Origin of the sequence: Photobacterium damselae (assembly GCF_003026815.1) — a bacterium.
Lineage (GTDB): Bacteria > Pseudomonadota > Gammaproteobacteria > Enterobacterales > Vibrionaceae > Photobacterium > Photobacterium damselae.
Window position 1 is genome coordinate 54,194 of record NZ_PYOG01000021.1, and the last position, 15,001, is coordinate 69,194.

Below are 15,001 nucleotides of genomic sequence, written 5' to 3' on the forward strand. Positions count from 1 at the left end.
GGTGATACGAATGAAGTCTTTTCTCGTACGTCTAACGACAGGAAGTCTGGTGATATTAGGATTTAAAGTCAGCGCCTTGTATTTTTTACTGGTCGTGCTGCTACTTAATACTCATCATAAAGAACTATTTGGATGGTAATATCATAGGTTAATCACCTGATTGATATAACAAAAAAGCTCAATCATTGATCGAGCTTTTTTTATTCACTTTTCTATTATAAATCGAGACTACAAGAAAGGCTTGATAGTCTCTATCGCTCGCTGAAAGTGCTTATTAAGCAGACGTAGAGCTTCCTCTGTATTTCGGCTCAACACGGCTTTCATCATTGCTTCGTGCTCACCATTATCTTGGTAACGGTGTTCATAGCCACGAGATCGGCTTAGCCAAATGTGACGATAGCGCTCAATTTGTTCGTATACTTCACGATAAAGAGCCATCATGACCGGCGAGTTACTGCCAGCCATTAAAGCCAGATGGAAATCACTGTGGCGTTGATCCCATTCATTGTAATCAATATCGGCTGCCGCTGGATTTACGCGGCTTAGTTTATGGTATGTAGTGAGAATATTGAGCTCCCAGCTCTCATCTCCATTTGCAATAGATCGAGTTAATAGTTCACGAGATAGAAGAAGATTGGTATTAAAGAGATCTTCCAGTTCTGCAATAGATACCGGAGCAACCCAACAGCCTTTTTGTGGGGCAAACTTAACATATTTCCGCCACGATAATTGTACTAAGGCTTCACGAATGGGTGAGGCTCCAACGTTATAACGTTCTTTTAAATCTGCAACGACAAGTTTTTGTCCTGGTGCTAATTCTCCAAGCAGAATATCTTGTCGTATCACCTCCATCACTTGGTTGGTCAAAGTCGGACTAGACACAAATTTCCTCTTACATGATGATCATTGTTGTATATTTTATGTTGTCGCTATTGATGATTATGCGTTCTATCCATAAGGGGTTAACTGCAACAGTGTTCTTGTTTAGGTAAAAAAACACACTATAGAGTTGTGCCTATATAGGGTAAGTTTTAATCGGCATAATTATATGATTTATTGTGCATCTATGCGATATATGGAGTAGAAAATAAGCGTTAAAACTTAGTGTTTGTTACTGATAGGATTGTCAAATAGTGGGCGTTTTATAGAACATAAAAGGTTTTATGAGAGTAAAAATAAAAAAGGAGCACAATGTGCTCCTTTTTTCATGCTATACCTGTACCGAATTATAGTACGTGTACAGATGCAGTATTTGTAGTGCCTGATGGTACTAGAGCACCAGAAACCATAACTACGATATCGCCTTTAGCGCCAAGACCAGTTTCTAGAGCAAGTTCTTTACCACGTGCGTAGAAAGTATCTGTGCTTTCGATTGAATCAACGATAACTGGAGTCACGCCTTTGCTTAGACATAGCTGAGCTGCTGTCTTAGTGTTAGTTGTGATCGCTAGGATACGTGCAGTTGGGAAGTACTTACGGATAGAACGAGCTGATTTACCCGCTTCAGTAGCAACAACGATTAGAGGTGCTGCTAGTTTTTCTGCTGTATCAACTGCGCCTTTACATACTGCTTCAGTGATGCGTAGACGAGGGCTGTCTAGGCGAGAACCTAGCTCAGCTTTAAGTGCTTTATCTGTACGAGAACAGATTTGCGCCATGATAGATACTGCTTCGATAGGGTACTTACCTTTTGCAGTTTCACCAGAAAGCATTACTGCGTCAGTACCATCCATGATTGCGTTTGCAACGTCACCCGCTTCTGCGCGAGTTGGACGTGGGTTCTTAATCATAGAATCAAGCATTTGAGTTGCAGTGATAACTACTTTACGAGCGCGGTTACACTTCTCAATCATCATCTTCTGAGCGAAGATAACTTCTTCAACTGGAATTTCAACACCTAGGTCACCACGAGCAACCATGATACCGTCAGATAGCTCTAGAATTTCGTCGAAGTTATCAACGCCTTCTTGGTTTTCAATCTTAGAGATGATCTGGATGTTTTCGCCGCCATTTGCGTTTAGAAGCTCACGGATTTCGCGAACGTCGTCTGCTTTACGGATGAAAGATGCAGCAACGAAATCAACGCCTTGCTCACAACCAAACTTAAGGTCTGCTTTATCTTTTTCAGCAAGAGCTGGTAGGTTTACAGATACGCCTGGTAAGTTAACACCTTTGTTTTCACCTAGGTCACCGTTGTTAAGTACAGTACACTTAACTTCAGTTTCAGTTGTTTCGATAACTTCCATTTCAATTAGGCCGTCATCAACTAGGATAGTGTTACCTTTGTTTAGGTCTTTAGCAAAACCTGGGTAAGTTACTGCTACACGATCTTTGTTACCAACAACTGAAGTGTCAGTAGTGAAAGTGAACTCTTGACCTGCAACTAGAGCAACGTCTTCGCCGTTTTCTAGTTTGATAGTACGAATTTCAGGACCTTTAGTGTCTAGAAGAATCGCAAGTTGTTTACCTGTGTTTTTCATCACTTCACGAAGGTTGCTGATACGACGACCATGCTCTTCGAAATCACCGTGAGAAAAGTTTAGGCGCATTACGTTCATACCAGCGTCAGCTAGTTTAGTAAGCACTTCTACAGATTCAGTTTTAGGTCCAATCGTACATACGATCTTGGTCTTTTTCATTGAGGATTCTCTCCAGACGAACTTTTTACCCAAGGGAAATTTAACCCCAGTGTTATACAGTAAAAATGTGAACCAATGATGTTGAAACTTACCAATAAAGTGAGATTCTGATCATAATTTCACAAAATTTATGTATTACTGGGTGTAATAATACCAATTCAATCGCAAAAACATTGCTTTAGCAAAACGTGTTCTCGCTTTGATAAAGCTCATGAATCTAATTTATAACCGAGTTGTTATTGCTTTGTGACAAGAGCCACTGTGTCAGCTATTCATTACTCACTTTTTACGGTGCTGGATTATAGCAGACTTCATTTCGCTAAGCACTATGTGATATTGATCAAATTTTTAAGCTGAAAATGTGACGTAAAGATGGGAATTATGTAGCAAAACCAAAAGAAAGTTTTGTTTTTCATCAATAGATTGGCAAATATCTCAGTTTTTTATTAGTTCGTTAGAGTAAATTGTGAGATTTATGGTGGGCTAGAACGAAAAAAGGCTACCCGAAGGTAGCCTTTTCTAAATTCTGGTGGCCCCTCCCAGACTTGAACTGGGGACCAAGCGATTATGAGTCGCCTGCTCTAACCACTGAGCTAAGGGGCCAATATGCGCAAATTATAGGGGATGAGTTTGGCCTTGTCTAGCGCTTAACTCATTTATTTTGTTCGCTTTTTATTCACTTAATTAAAAATTGTAGGCTAGGGCGCAGAATGACAATTTTTAGCAGATAATAAAAAAGCGAGCATAACGCTCGCTTTTTTCGCATCAACTTACAACGATTACTCGTCTAGGAAGCTGCGTAATACGTCTGAACGACTTGGATGACGTAGCTTACGTAGTGCTTTCGCTTCGATCTGACGAATACGCTCACGCGTTACGTCAAACTGCTTACCAACCTCTTCAAGAGTGTGGTCGGTATTCATATCGATACCAAAGCGCATGCGAAGAACTTTTGCTTCACGAGGTGTTAGGCCTGCTAATACTTCGTTGGTTGCTGCGCGCAAGTTCGTTTGCGTTGCTGCATCCATAGGTAATTGAAGCGTTGTATCTTCAATAAAGTCACCTAGATGTGAATCTTCATCATCACCAATTGGTGTCTCCATTGAGATTGGTTCTTTCGCAATCTTAAGTACTTTACGAATCTTATCTTCAGGCATCTGCATACGTTCTGCCAATTCTTCAGGTAGAGGTTCACGACCCATTTCCTGTAGCATTTGACGAGAAATACGATTTAGCTTGTTGATTGTCTCGATCATATGAACCGGGATACGAATAGTACGTGCCTGGTCTGCAATAGAACGAGTAATCGCCTGACGAATCCACCATGTTGCGTAAGTTGAGAACTTATAACCACGACGGTATTCGAACTTATCTACTGCTTTCATCAAACCGATGTTACCTTCCTGGATCAGATCCAAGAACTGTAGACCACGGTTGGTGTATTTCTTAGCAATAGAGATTACAAGACGTAAGTTTGCTTCAACCATCTCTTTCTTCGCACGGCGAGCCTTTGCTTCACCGATAGACATTCGACGGCTGATGTCTTTAATACGCTCAATAGAAAGACCAGTTTCTTCTTCTAGTAGGCGTAACTTAGTAGAACAACGACGAAGTTCTTCTTCATAAGTTTTTAAGCGCTCAGCGTAAGGCTTACCTGAGTTAAGAGCTTCATCGATCCACTCAGAGCTAGCTTCGTTGCCTGCAAAGAGGTTGATAAAGGTTTTCTTAGGCATTTTAGAGTTATCAACACACATACGCATAATGAGACGTTCATTAGTACGAACTCTGTCCATTGAATCGCGTAGTGAGCCAATTAACTTATCAAACTGCTTTGGTACTAAGCGGAACTGCTTGAAGATCTCAGAAAGCTCATCAACAGCAAGTTCAGCAGTAGGGTGATTACGGCCATGCGTATCAATAGCTAATGCCATTTTTTCGTATGACTGACGTAGCTCGGTGAATTTCTCACGTGCAACTTCAGGATCGATGTTGTTGTCATCGCTGTCGTCGCTGCTGTCACCATCTTCGTCTTCATCTTCGTCTTCATCAAGGTCACGATCTTCATCTTCAAGATCTGATTCACTTAATTCTGAACCGATATGAGTTGCCGTTGGTGCTGCTGTTTCCTCTTCATTAGGATCAACAAAACCAGAAATAATGTCGGTTAGACGTAGCTCATCTGCTTCAACTTTATCGAACATGTCAAGAAGTTGAGAGATAGCTTTTGGATATTCAGCAACAGAACATTGAACTTGGTTAATACCATCTTCAATGCGTTTTGCGATATCAATTTCACCTTCACGAGTAAGTAGTTCAACAGTACCCATCTCACGCATATACATACGTACAGGGTCTGTTGTACGGCCGATCTCGCTTTCTACGCTTGATAATGCTTGCGCCGCAGCTTCAATGGCGTCTTCATCGGCATTATCTTCTGTCATCATCAGTTCATCGGCATCAGGGGCTGTTTCTACAACCTTGATACCCATGTCGTTGATCATCTGAATAATGTCTTCAACCTGATCGGAATCGACGATGTCTTCCGGTAGGTGGTCATTTACTTCGGCGTAGGTCAGATAGCCTTGTTCTTTGCCTTTAGCGACAAGTAACTTTAGCTGTGACTGCGGATTTTGCTCCATAGACGATATCCAACTTCGGGTCTGAGTGATAATTTAGTATGCAGAGATGCAAACCGTTAATTATAACAAATTTCTTAATTGTTGACTACTTATTAGGCAGGACGATCCAACAGTAATGACTGTAATTCCTGCTTCTCTTCGACTGATAAGCCGACGGTGCTTGATTTAGCCTGCAACTTTTCGATTTGTTGTTGGACGCACTGGCCGATAACATTGTCCATTGCGTCTAAAAATACATCTAGAGTACTGTCTTCGTCTTTAGATAGGGGTAATTCCCATGAGGCTAACCGGGCGAGTAATGCCTCATTTTTACTACCTCGCCATGACTCTAGTAACTGGCCTGTAGTGATATTGGGGTTAGTGCGACATTTTTCAACTATTGTTAGCAATAAATTTAGTCCAGCAACCTCAATCCCTTCAAATGCTTGAGTGTCAAATTCGAGCTGATTAACAAAAATTGGGTTTTGAATCAGCAAAGCAACCACATCACGCATTGGTGTTCGTTTTAGGTTTTGTTGTACCAAACGTGGTTTTTCTTGTTGTGGACGCTTACTTTCAAGACGAATTTGATCCGGTGGCAATCCTAGGCTATAGCCCAGTTTATTGATCAAGTACTCACGAAGCGCTTCTCCAGCCACTTTTTCAATTAAGGGCTTGGCTAACGTCATCAGTTTACTGCGACCTTCTTTCGTTTCCATGTTGGCTTGCTCGGTTAAGCTATTGAACATGAAATCAATTAGAGACATAGCAGAAGATACTTGATGCTCGAATTCTTCTTTACCGTATTGGCGAATATAGGTATCTGGGTCTTCACCATCGGGTAAAAACATAAACTTCAGTTCGCGTCCATCAAGCAAATAAGGCAGTGCTTGTTCCATTGCGCGCCAAGCTGCTTCTCGTCCGGCTCGGTCGCCATCATAACAGCAGACAACTGTACTGGTTTGGCGAAATAAAGTTTGAATATGTTCGCTTGTCGTCGAGGTACCTAGAGACGCGACAGCATAGTCCACCCCAAATTGCGCGAGTGCTACCACATCCATATAACCTTCAACAACCAAAATACGTTCGGGTTCTCGATGGGTTTCTAAGACTTGATGTAAGCCATAGAGCTCTCGACCTTTATGGAAGATAGGGGTTTCTGGTGAGTTAAGGTATTTTGGCGTGCCATCACCTAATACTCGACCACCAAAACCGATAACTCGACCGCGACGATCTAAAATGGGGAACATGACGCGACCACGGAAACGGTCATAGCGACGACCATTATCGTTTTCGATCAACATACCCATATCAACAAGCGCTTGTTGGCTAGCTTCATCTCGACCATAGCGGTTACGAACTAAGTCCCATTGATCGGGGACATAGCCGATTGCAAATTTTTTAACAATCTCGCCTGATAAGCCTCGACCTTTTAAATAATCGATCGCAAGTTGGCCTTCATCGGTACGCAGTTGAGATTGGTAAAATTGAGCAATGTGCGCCATGACATCATAAAGATTACGCTTTTCTGCTGATCGAGGTCCTGAAGGCGCTGAGCCATTGTCATTTTCTCGCGGTACTTCAATACCAAGTTGTGAGGCCAATTCTTCAATCGCTTCTACAAATTCTAAGCGATCAAATTCCATGACAAAATCAAGGACATTGCCGTGTGCGCCACAACCGAAGCAGTGATAGAACTGTTTTTCTTGGCTAACAGAGAAAGAGGGCGTTTTTTCATTATGGAAAGGGCAACATGCACCGAAGTTTTTGCCTTTTTTCTTCAGTTTTACCCGAGAATCGATCACATCAACGATATCGTATCGAGAGATAAGATCATCAATAAATGAACGAGGGATTCTACCTGCCATAATAATTCGAACGTAACCTAAATTGGGGTGTAAGAAAATAAGTCTTTTATATACAAAGGCTTATGTTTTTGGTTTTAAGATAAGTAAATACAAACAAGCCGCGTACTCCATAAGGATAACGCGGCTTGTTGCAGAACAGAGCTTAGATTAGCCTAGTTTAGTTTTCACTAACTGACTAACTTTACCCATATCGGCACGACCCTGAATTTGCGGTTTCAGTACGCCCATAACCTTGCCCATGTCTTGCATACCTGCAGCACCTGTTGCAGCAATAGCTTCATCCAACAGAGCGGCAACTTCGTCATCGCTTAGTGGTTGAGGCATAAACTCTTCAAGTACTGAGATCTCAGCAAGTTCAACATCTGCAAGATCTTGACGACCCGCAGCTTCGTATTGAGCTACAGAGTCACGACGTTGCTTAACCATTTTCGTTAATACTGCAACGATGTCGTCGTCGGTAAGAGTGATCTTTTCGTCGACTTCACGTTGTTTGATTGCAGCAAGAGCTAAACGGATAGCACCAAGACGAGCTTTGTCTCTCGCCTTCATCGCCGCCTTTTGTTCGTCTTTAAGACGTTCAATCAGAGTCATAACGCAATCCTTCTAGTAAAAATCCGAAGATTAGTACAGACGAACGCGACGCGCGTTTTCGCGAGCCAATTTCTTCAGGTGACGCTTAACTGCCGCTGCTTTAGCACGCTTACGTACAGTTGTTGGCTTTTCGAAGTGTTCACGACGACGTACTTCAGAAAGGATACCTGCTTTTTCGCAAGAGCGCTTGAAACGACGTAGTGCTACGTCAAACGGTTCGTTTTCACGTACTTTGATTACTGGCATGTAATACTCACCTCAGAGTGATTCGGTTTGTACTGACGTTCAAAGAGTGTCAGTTGATTAAAAATGGTGCGAAATTCTAATCTGATCTAGGGGCATTTGTAAAGCATTCTACGTCGTTGAACTGGTTAATTTCTGTTTAGAACGGTAACATGTGCAGTAATTGATGAAATTTATTCTCAATGAAGATGTCAGTAGTCGTTGAAATACGGTGATATTCTTCATTTTTGCCCCTTTATGGTATAGAGGTTATTTATGCGTATCTTGGGCATCGAAACCTCCTGTGATGAGACAGGTATTGCGATTTTCGATGATGAAAAAGGCCTATTGGCACATGAACTTTACAGCCAAGTAAAATTACACGCAGATTACGGCGGCGTTGTTCCAGAATTGGCATCACGTGATCACGTTAAAAAAACCATTCCATTGGTGAAAGCTGCTTTGAAGTCTGCAGGATTAACGCCAGCAGATCTCGATGGGGTTGCTTACACTGCAGGTCCAGGTCTTGTAGGGGCATTATTAGTCGGTGCAACAATTGGCCGTAGCCTAGCGTATGCATGGGATCTTCCTGCGGTAGCTGTTCATCATATGGAAGGCCATTTATTGGCTCCGATGCTAGAAGAGAACGCACCTGAGTTTCCTTTTGTGGCATTGTTGGTTTCTGGCGGCCATACCATGATGGTCGAAGTGAAGGGTATCGGTGAATACCAAATCTTGGGTGAGTCTATTGATGATGCAGCTGGTGAAGCATTTGATAAGACTGCGAAGCTAATGGGATTAGATTACCCAGGAGGCCCTCTGCTGTCGAAAATGGCAGAAAATGGTACTCCGGGTCGTTTTACCTTCCCTCGTCCAATGACGGACCGCCCAGGGCTTGATTTTAGCTTCTCTGGTCTGAAGACATTTGCGGCAAATACTATTCGTAGCAATGGTGATGATGAGCAAACTCGCGCTGATATCGCGTTTGCTTTCCAAGAAGCGGTAGTAGATACCCTCGCAATTAAATGTAAGCGAGCTCTTAAGCAAACAGGCTTGAAGCGTTTAGTTATTGCCGGCGGCGTGAGTGCGAATAAATATCTGCGCCAAGAGCTCGAAAAATTGATGAAAGGTATGAAAGGGGAAGTGTTCTACCCGCGTACTGAATTTTGTACAGATAACGGCGCAATGATTGCTTATGCTGGTATGCAGCGACTCAAGAATAAAGAGTTGATGGATCTGGGCGTGAAAGCTTTCCCTCGTTGGCCAATTGATCAGCTAAAACCAATTGATAAGTAATGGTTTTTGTCTGAAATGAAAAAAGCGATCGGATGATCGCTTTTTTTATATCTACCATTTGGTTAAATTCAGAATTTATGCGGCATTTTGCTTATTTTTGCGGCGAAATTTATCCCATATTTTGCTTTCTTGCCCATCGATAAGACGGCGAATATTATCGTGGTGACGAAAGATAATTAAGCAAGAAAGCATCGCTACTGGCATGGTATATTCTGGTTTTACCCACCAAGTAAAAAGTGGTGCGATAAGGGCTGTAATGAGAGATCCTAATGACGAATAGCCTGTAATAATGACAACTACGAGCCAAGTTGCGATCAACATTCCCGATAAATCCCAACCGATAGGTGCCAATGCTCCAAGTGCTGTCGCAACCCCTTTCCCCCCTCTAAAATGAAAGAAAATAGGGTATATATGGCCTAAACAAGCTGAAATGGCGATAATTCCGAGTAAAAACGGATTCAAACCGAGGAAATAGCTTAGCCAAACCGGGATCATGCCTTTTAAAATGTCGCACACTAACACAAGGCTCGCGGCAGTTTTACCACCCAGTCTTAATACGTTAGTTGCCCCTGGATTTCCTGAACCACAATCTCTTGGATCGGGGAGTCTGTAAAGACGACAAATTAATACCGCGCTGGAGATCGAGCCCAGTAGATAAGCTGCAATGATGATGACGAGAGCTAATGGTGTCATGCAGTTCCTAGAATTATTCCAATCATTCGGTGAGGAATATTTGTCTCCCCACTGTAATATGAAACGTGATGTAAGTTTGTTATCTTGAGCACTAAATTAGTAGAAAACTAATGTCGGCTTATGTCGTTTAGAAAGGGCTGTGTTATAGTCCAAATCTTATTTAACTTAGTGCTTATTCCACTTATAACACGTTAAAGTAAAATAAGCGAAAACAACCTGATAATACGCACTTTTGCTCAAATTAGGTATCCGACCTCTCACAAAATTAGCGATTGAAAATGGATCTTGTATTTATCGAACAACTTGAAGTTATTGCCTCTATCGGTGTTTATGACTGGGAACAAGAAATAAAACAAAAACTTGTGCTGGATTTAGAAATGGCACACGACAATCGACCTGCTGCATTACAAGATGATGTTATGTTAGCCCTCGATTATGCTGCGGTAAGTCAAGCTGTGACCGATTTTGTAAGTTCACAGCCATTTTTATTGGTTGAACGAGTAGCTGAAGAAGTGGCTGATCTTATTATGACTCAGTTTCAAGTTCCTTGGCTTCGAATTCGAGTGGCAAAACCGGGCGCAGTCGCTAATGCTCGAAGTGTTGGTGTTGTGATTGAACGAGGCTGTAAGTGAACACCTGTTACATCAGTATTGGTAGTAACATTGAGCCCGAATATCACCTAGTAATGGCACTCAAGGAGCTTAGGTTGCTATCTCACGGTCAACTGCGAGTATCTCGTATATTCCAAGCTGAACCTGTGGGATTTGATGGTGACAGTTTTTATAACTGTGTGGTTGAAATAAAAACGTCATCTTCCGTTGATATTCTACAAAGTTCACTTAAAGCGCTGGAGATCAAATACGGTCGTCCGATTGATGCAAAAAAGAATCAAGATCGCACCTTAGATCTGGATATTTTGCTATTTGGCAATGAGATTCGAGAACGAGATCCTCAGTTGCCGCGTGATGATCTGTATAAGTTTGCCTTTGTATTGTGGCCAATGTACGAATTGGCCCCAGAACTTGTGGTGCCAAATGATGGGCGCTCTATTGCTGAACTTTATCGCGAGATCCAATTTCAACAACAATTACAGCCAATTACATTGGCCACCGATAGTTATTAAGGACAATAAATGAGTCACTTTGAAGCTTTTATGCTGGCCCTTATTCAAGGGTTAACTGAGTTTCTTCCTATTTCGAGCTCCGCTCACTTAATTTTGCCTTCCGAAGTCTTGGGCTGGCCTGATCAAGGTTTGGCGTTTGATGTTGCAGTACACGTAGGTACTTTAGCCGCTGTGATTCTGTATTTTAGAAAAGAAGTGGTGAGTCTTCTTTCCGCTTGGTTAAACTCTATTTTTAAACAGCAGCATAATAAAGAATCCAAACTGGCATGGATGATTGTGATCGCAACGATCCCCGCCTGTATCTTTGGTCTGTTTATGAAAGATATTATTGAGCTGTATTTACGTTCAGCTTGGGTTATCGCCTGTACTACGGTTATTTTTGGTTTGTTGTTATGGTGGGTAGATAAGCACTCAGCGTTAAACAAAGATGAATACAGTGCTGGTTGGAAACAATCTCTGTTTATTGGTTTATCTCAAGCAATGGCGATGATTCCTGGTACTTCTCGCTCTGGTGCTACAATGACTGCTGCCTTGTATTTAGGTTTTACACGTGAAGCGGCAGCACGTTTTTCATTTTTAATGTCGATTCCAATTATTTTACTGGCTGGCGGTTATCTGGGGCTTAAACTGGTAACTAGTGGTCAACCTGTTGATTTAGGTGCATTAGGAATTGGTATTTCAGTCTCTTTTGTTAGTGCTTACGCATGTATTCATGTCTTCTTGAAGCTGGTTACTCGCCTTGGTATGACACCATTTGTAATTTATCGCTTATTACTCGGTATTGGCTTGATTGCCTTTTTGTTATCTAAGTAAGTTATCGGAGCCCAAGTTTATTGCTTGGGCTCTGTTGTTTCAGGCTTAGTTTGAGCGCAATGCTGTTAATGTTAAGGCAACAGCATCAATTCGTCTTAGTGCCAGTTGCTCTTTTATCTCTATGCCCTTATAGCCCTCTGCCACGATAGGTTTAACTTCCACGCCTTGAGCTGCCAAAAATGTCTGCTCTAAGATATCAGCCTGTAGGTAAGCATCCTCTTCATGTCCTGTTCGGCCTCGTGCATCTGCTCTACAACAGATCGCTAGCTGAGAAATTCTTTCAGGTTTTCGCCAAGCATCAATTTGATCAAAGATTTTAACAAAAGTGCTCGCTTTCATTTCAAAGGCATGATGTACCTTTGTATGTTGTGCGCAAACCATCAAGGCGCAATCACGGTAATCATTGGGAACTCGTAATCGCTGACAAAGTGCCTTTATAGGTTTGAGACCATCGAGACAGTGGGTTTTATGATGAGGTAAATCCTCGACTGGAGATAGTGCTTTTCCTAAGTCGTGAAGTTGGGCGGCAAAACGAATTGTTTTATCTTGGCTTAGCTGTGCCGCTTGTTTCGCAACTAAGAGTGTGTGAATGCCACAGTCAATTTCTGGATGCCATTTTTCTGGTTGTGGAATACCAAAGAGGGCATCAATTTCAGGCATCACTACTTGTAATGCGCCACACTGTCTTAATACCGTTAGAAATATTTCTGGATTTTGGCTACTTAATGATTTTTCCCACTCTTTCCAAACCCGCTCTGGCGTTAGCGCTGCAAGCTCTCCTGATATCACCATCTCCTGCATCAGTGCCATTGTTTCCGCGGCAACGGTAAACCCCATATGAGCAAAGCGAGCGGCAAAACGAGCAACACGTAAAACTCTTAAGGGATCTTCAACAAAAGCGGGAGAAACATGGCGAAGAATGCGATGTTCAAGATCCTGTTGACCACCATAAGGATCAATAAGAGTGCCATCTTTCGCTTGTGCAATAGCATTAATGGTGAGATCGCGGCGAATCAAGTCTTGCTCTAGAGTAACATCTGGTGTGAAATCACAAATAAATCCAGTGTAACCTCGGCCTGACTTGCGTTCTGTTCTTGCCAGTGCATGCTCTTGCTTGGTTTTTGGGTGCAAGAAAACAGGAAAATCAGTACCGACTTGCTCAAACCCTTGAGCAAGCATCTGTTCTGGTGTAGAACCAACAACCACCCAGTCTTTATCTACAATTGGTAATTGAAGCAGTGCATCTCGAACAGCACCTCCGACTAAATAAACTTGCACCCAAAGCTCCTAATATTGCGGTTAAGATAACATTGTGACAGTAAGCATCACCGATAATCATGACTTCAGTATACAATAATCGGTTCAACTCTGGATGATAAACCAACCGATATCATCGGCTATAACATTTGATACATGGTTATTTCATAAATAGTGATGAACCAGTTGTTAGAGTTACAGTCCAATTTTGCATTCTACTAAGAGACGAGATATTTCATGTACAAGGATTTCTTCGGGATCTCTGAAGCGCCTTTTTCTATCGTGCCCAGTGCGCGTTTTCTATTTTTAAGCGAGCGCCATCGAGAAGCTTTAACCCATATGCTATTTGGTGTCACTGATGGCGGTGGTTTTGGGCTATTAACCGGAGAAGTCGGAACCGGAAAAACAACCGTCCTTCGAGCTATGATTGCCCGATTATCACAAGAGACCCAAGTTGCAGTGATATTAAATCCGGCGCTATCGGCTCATGAGCTGTTGGCGGCTATTTGTGATGAATTTGCGTTAAGTTATACCGATAGTGCGAGTTTAAAGCAGCTATCAGATTTATTGCATCAGCATTTGTTAGCTAACCATAGTGAAGGTAAACAAACACTATTGTTAGTTGATGAAGCGCAACATTTGATGCCGGAAGTACTTGAACAATTACGTTTACTAACCAATTTAGAAACTGACAGCCGCAAGTTGTTAAAAGTGGTGTTGATTGGTCAGCCGGAACTGCAACAGTTATTGCAACAAGAACGTTTACGACAATTAGCTCAACGTATTACTTCTCGTTACCATTTATTGCCTTTAACCGTTGAGGAAGTGGGGGAATACATTCGTTATCGTCTGCGCTCAGTTGGGTGTCATTATGATGTTTTTGACGATGGTGTGATTCGATATATAGCAAAAGAAACCCAATGTATTCCCCGCCTAATTAATCTAATTTGTGATAAGTCGATGCAATTGGCTCATCATCAAGGGGTTCATCAGGTTACTAAAGCGATAGCAGAGCAAGCGTGTGAAGATGTTTTAAGTTGGCAAGTTCCTATCAATCGAGGTCAGATAGAATCCTCGAAACAAACCTTTAATTGGTCACGGTGGCTTCTACTGTCGCTATTAGGTGGTGGATTGGCTGCGGGAGCATGGCTTGCTACAGAGCATTTGTCGTTGCCATTAGGTGTGCAAACCGCGACAACAGCAGCAAAAGTGGTAACAACGGATACTCAATTAGGGCCTATGGCAAAAGAGAGTGCGCAAGAACTTTCGAGTGAACAACGCTTAGATACGGCTATAAAAGCGAGTTACCAACAACGTCAAGCGATGCAGACCTTATATCAGTTATGGGGTTTTGATTCCGCTTTAAATCAGGCTACGTGCGCGACAAGTAGCCGAGTACACTTAACTTGTTATTCAGGTAAAGGCTCTCTGACATCACTTGCTATGATCAATCGTCCAGTGATCGTAAAGTTGCAAGATGCTCATCATCATGATTTTTACGCTGTGCTATATGCGGTGACTCATAATCAAGTGCAGTTATTATTGGGTCATGAACGTATTGCGGTTACCCCCTCTTGGTTTGAGCAACGTTGGGATGGTAACTATCAGTTACTATGGCGCCCTCCATTCGGTGATGATGCCAGCATTCGATATGGCCAGCAGGGCCCTCGTGTTGCTTGGTTAAACCAACAGCTCAATACTTTTTTAGGTGAACCTCAAACGAACCAAAATTATTTTGATCAAGGGTTAGTGGATAAACTGCGTCGATTCCAACGTTCACAATCGCTCAATGCTGATGGTATAGCGGGTAAACAAACTTTAATGGTCCTTGATTCTGCATTAAGCCTGCCTGGTCCAACATTACAACCTGAAGGTGTGTGA

Annotated in this window: 14 protein-coding genes and 1 tRNA gene; 6 read left to right on the forward strand and 9 right to left on the reverse strand. The window is 42.3% G+C overall.

Features of this window, described 5'->3' with window-relative positions; translation table 11 throughout:
• Positions 1–10 precede the first annotated feature (10 nt).
• Positions 11–139 carry a hypothetical protein gene (locus tag CTN07_RS23265; protein ID WP_106141552.1) on the forward strand — a complete coding sequence of 43 codons (129 nt, stop codon included), beginning with the start codon at positions 11–13 and terminating at the stop codon, positions 137–139.
• Between the two features lie 89 nt (positions 140–228).
• On the opposite strand, the gene CTN07_RS16120 is transcribed toward CTN07_RS23265, so the two are convergent.
• The 7 genes from CTN07_RS16120 to rpsU form a co-directional block, all read right to left on the reverse strand.
• Entirely contained in the window at positions 229–882 is a 654-nt protein-coding gene (locus CTN07_RS16120) for a GntR family transcriptional regulator (protein ID WP_005301422.1), read from the reverse strand.
• A gap of 344 nt (positions 883–1,226) precedes the next feature.
• Positions 1,227–2,639, reverse strand: a complete 1,413-nt coding sequence (gene pykF / locus CTN07_RS16125; RefSeq protein ID WP_005301418.1) for a pyruvate kinase PykF — start codon at positions 2,637–2,639, stop codon at positions 1,227–1,229.
• Positions 2,640–3,166: 527 nt separating this feature from the next.
• Positions 3,167–3,242: transfer RNA gene (locus CTN07_RS16130), tRNA-Ile, on the reverse strand.
• 176 nt (positions 3,243–3,418) lie between these two features.
• Positions 3,419–5,278, reverse strand: coding sequence for an RNA polymerase sigma factor RpoD (gene rpoD, locus CTN07_RS16135; protein WP_005301416.1), 1,860 nt, complete (start codon positions 5,276–5,278; stop codon positions 3,419–3,421).
• Positions 5,279–5,370: 92 nt separating this feature from the next.
• Positions 5,371–7,125, reverse strand: a complete 1,755-nt coding sequence (gene dnaG, locus CTN07_RS16140) for a DNA primase (protein WP_005301414.1) — start codon at positions 7,123–7,125, stop codon at positions 5,371–5,373.
• Between the two features lie 147 nt (positions 7,126–7,272).
• On the reverse strand, positions 7,273–7,716 hold the full coding sequence (locus tag CTN07_RS16145) for a GatB/YqeY domain-containing protein (protein WP_005301412.1): 444 nt from the start codon (positions 7,714–7,716) through the stop codon (positions 7,273–7,275).
• A 30-nt stretch (positions 7,717–7,746) separates the two neighbouring features.
• Positions 7,747–7,962: a 30S ribosomal protein S21 gene (gene rpsU / locus CTN07_RS16150; RefSeq protein WP_005301411.1), complete on the reverse strand. Its 216-nt coding sequence runs from the start codon at positions 7,960–7,962 to the stop codon at positions 7,747–7,749.
• A gap of 252 nt (positions 7,963–8,214) precedes the next feature.
• Here rpsU and tsaD point away from each other — a divergent pair, with 252 nt between their 5' ends.
• Entirely contained in the window at positions 8,215–9,234 is a 1,020-nt protein-coding gene (gene tsaD, locus CTN07_RS16155) for a tRNA (adenosine(37)-N6)-threonylcarbamoyltransferase complex transferase subunit TsaD (RefSeq protein ID WP_005301409.1), read from the forward strand.
• Between the two features lie 75 nt (positions 9,235–9,309).
• Here the strand turns inward: tsaD and plsY are convergent, their stop codons facing one another.
• The gene (gene plsY, locus CTN07_RS16160) at positions 9,310–9,927 is read right to left on the reverse strand and encodes a glycerol-3-phosphate 1-O-acyltransferase PlsY (protein ID WP_005301408.1); all 618 of its coding nucleotides are present in this window, start codon (positions 9,925–9,927) and stop codon (positions 9,310–9,312) included.
• A 272-nt stretch (positions 9,928–10,199) separates the two neighbouring features.
• Between plsY and folB the strand changes: the two genes are divergently transcribed.
• From folB to CTN07_RS16175, 3 genes are read left to right on the forward strand one after another with little or no spacing between them, the layout of a single operon-like run.
• Entirely contained in the window at positions 10,200–10,559 is a 360-nt protein-coding gene (gene folB / locus CTN07_RS16165; protein WP_171027388.1) for a dihydroneopterin aldolase, read from the forward strand.
• Complete coding sequence (folK, locus tag CTN07_RS16170) at positions 10,556–11,050, forward strand: 2-amino-4-hydroxy-6-hydroxymethyldihydropteridine diphosphokinase (protein WP_036764448.1); 495 nt, start codon at positions 10,556–10,558, stop codon at positions 11,048–11,050. The genes folB and folK overlap by 4 nt, the downstream gene beginning before the upstream one ends.
• A gap of 9 nt (positions 11,051–11,059) precedes the next feature.
• Positions 11,060–11,863, forward strand: a complete 804-nt coding sequence (locus CTN07_RS16175) for an undecaprenyl-diphosphate phosphatase (protein ID WP_005301407.1) — start codon at positions 11,060–11,062, stop codon at positions 11,861–11,863.
• Positions 11,864–11,908: 45 nt separating this feature from the next.
• Here CTN07_RS16175 and CTN07_RS16180 read toward each other — a convergent pair whose 3' ends face one another.
• Positions 11,909–13,141 carry a multifunctional CCA addition/repair protein gene (locus CTN07_RS16180; RefSeq protein WP_005301405.1) on the reverse strand — a complete coding sequence of 411 codons (1,233 nt, stop codon included), beginning with the start codon at positions 13,139–13,141 and terminating at the stop codon, positions 11,909–11,911.
• A gap of 216 nt (positions 13,142–13,357) precedes the next feature.
• On the opposite strand from CTN07_RS16180, the gene CTN07_RS16185 reads away from it, so the two are divergent.
• Positions 13,358–15,001 (forward strand): AAA family ATPase, encoded by a 1,644-nt coding sequence (locus CTN07_RS16185; protein WP_005301398.1) that lies wholly within the window; start codon positions 13,358–13,360, stop codon positions 14,999–15,001.

Excerpts from the sequence above, each read along its gene's own strand:
- CTN07_RS23265 (WP_106141552.1), top strand. The coding sequence starts at position 11 with ATGAAGTCTTTTCTCGTACGTCTAACGACAGGAAGTCTGGTGATATTA.
- pykF (WP_005301418.1), bottom strand. The coding sequence starts at position 2,639 with ATGAAAAAGACCAAGATCGTATGTACGATTGGACCTAAAACTGAATCT.
- rpoD (WP_005301416.1), bottom strand. The coding sequence starts at position 5,278 with ATGGAGCAAAATCCGCAGTCACAGCTAAAGTTACTTGTCGCTAAAGGC.
- dnaG (WP_005301414.1), bottom strand. The coding sequence starts at position 7,125 with ATGGCAGGTAGAATCCCTCGTTCATTTATTGATGATCTTATCTCTCGA.
- CTN07_RS16145 (WP_005301412.1), bottom strand. The coding sequence starts at position 7,716 with ATGACTCTGATTGAACGTCTTAAAGACGAACAAAAGGCGGCGATGAAG.
- rpsU (WP_005301411.1), bottom strand. The coding sequence starts at position 7,962 with ATGCCAGTAATCAAAGTACGTGAAAACGAACCGTTTGACGTAGCACTA.
- tsaD (WP_005301409.1), top strand. The coding sequence starts at position 8,215 with ATGCGTATCTTGGGCATCGAAACCTCCTGTGATGAGACAGGTATTGCG.
- plsY (WP_005301408.1), bottom strand. The coding sequence starts at position 9,927 with ATGACACCATTAGCTCTCGTCATCATCATTGCAGCTTATCTACTGGGC.
- CTN07_RS16175 (WP_005301407.1), top strand. The coding sequence starts at position 11,060 with ATGAGTCACTTTGAAGCTTTTATGCTGGCCCTTATTCAAGGGTTAACT.
- CTN07_RS16185 (WP_005301398.1), top strand. The coding sequence starts at position 13,358 with ATGTACAAGGATTTCTTCGGGATCTCTGAAGCGCCTTTTTCTATCGTG.